We start from the raw sequence: 1,668 nt of genomic DNA, 5'->3' as shown, positions 1-1,668 counted from the left end.
CTTTTTGGCTCTACTCGCGGAGCATCCCTGTTCCAAAACTGTCCGAAGTATTGTTGTAATATCGGTGATAGAACGCCGGGGATGGGTTGTGCTCCGCAATATTTTTGAATACCGTTGAAAACGCGATCGGCTGATAAAGCACTAATCGGAAATTCTAGGGAATAAGCTTCGGCAGGTTTGGGGAAAAAGATGCCTGATGTGGCGGAAGCAGCAAAAGAAGCGCCACCCCAGATAATGATCCGATTAAATTGACGGCGGCTGATACTCATAATTTATCTTCTCCCAGGAGAGCTTGCCCCGGGCTCTAGATTAAATTTGAAGAAGTGATAAGACCTTTGGTTACAATTTTTAGCTGTGGAACAAGAGATATCAAGAGATAAACTTTTACCATTACTAACATCTACCAGCATTGTATTGATCCTCCCAAGCTTTCCCACCTGAGAATCTACTTGATTTCCATCTACATAAACCTCGATTTTTGGTGGTGAAATTTCATCTCGATCGTCAACTCCATACTCCAATCGCAGAGAAGCACGACCGCCTGGAAGTTTACAAGTCCAACCGGCTTCCCTTACCATCATAATACTGGTGTATAGTTGTCTGCCTATGGAAAGGTCTGTAGGTCTTCTCTCCAAATAAGATAACGCGCCCACGTTTGGGCTACCAGTTCTCAGTACACCCCCTGTAATAAGACATTGTAGGTCGAGTATATGGATTGGGCGCTGGGCCTGTGCCACTTGTGCGCCAACTGTCGCTAAACTAAAAGACAACACCCCAGCCGACAACAAACCGCTGAGCCACCGATCGCGCTTCATAAAAATATCCTGCTAATACCTTAATCAATTAATATAAAGGATGAGCTGTGTAGGAAAAGTCCTGACTTTAGATAGATGACAAAATCAAAAATGTCACAATTGTACGAAATGTCAGGTATAATCAATGATGTAAACTCCAGCTTTTCCCGAATCTATGGATATTGCAGAAGTCTTAACACTGGCAGATGAGCTAATTTTTGCTAAGACGGGAAAGCATTTGGATTACGTGCAAGATGCTATTCTGCGGGGAACATTAGAAGACGCAACTTACACGCAAATTGCTCAAGAACTTTACTCAAGTCCAAGTCATGTCAGAAATGTCGGATCGGAACTTTGGAAAACACTTTCTAAAGGATTGAAAAAAAATATTACTAAAAACAATTTGAGGACTGTATTAGAAAAGGAAAACATTTATAATTATCAATTAGCTGTAGTTGGCGATAATATTAAAATTGGCGAGAATGTCACAGTCAATAATAACTTTAATGTTTGTCGTGAAAAAGTGCGATCGCCCAAAACACCCCAAAACCCCGAACCAACAGCAAAACAGCCCCGCATCGACTTAGGCGACGCACCAGAAATCTCGACATTTTTCGATCGCACATCCGAACTTTCCACCCTCAAAAACTGGATTTCAAGCCGCACCCGCCTCATCACCATCCTCGGCTTATCCGGTATTGGCAAAACCGCCCTGACACTCCAACTAATCCCACAAATTCAACACGAATTCGACTGCATTATCTGGCGAAGCCTCCACAACGCGCCACCGCTGGCATCACTCCAAACAAACTTAATTAAATTCATCTCCCAACAGCAAGGAATTAACCCCCCCAACCCCCCCTTATCAAGGGGG

Annotated in this window: 2 pseudogenes; one reads left to right on the top strand and one right to left on the bottom strand. The window is 43.4% G+C overall.

The annotated features are described in order from the left end of the window. Window positions 1–269 (bottom strand): annotated as a pseudogene (locus QT974_RS34130) (hypothetical protein); the annotation flags it as partial. Between the two features lie 700 nt (window positions 270–969). On the opposite strand from QT974_RS34130, the pseudogene QT974_RS34125 reads away from it, so the two are divergent. Then, window positions 970–1,668 (top strand): annotated as a pseudogene (locus tag QT974_RS34125) (ATPase); the annotation flags it as partial.

The organism is Microcoleus sp. BM001215392 (assembly GCF_036700185.1).
Lineage (GTDB): Bacteria > Cyanobacteriota > Cyanobacteriia > Cyanobacteriales > Microcoleaceae > Microcoleus.
This window is presented reverse-complemented; position numbering and strand designations above follow the sequence as displayed.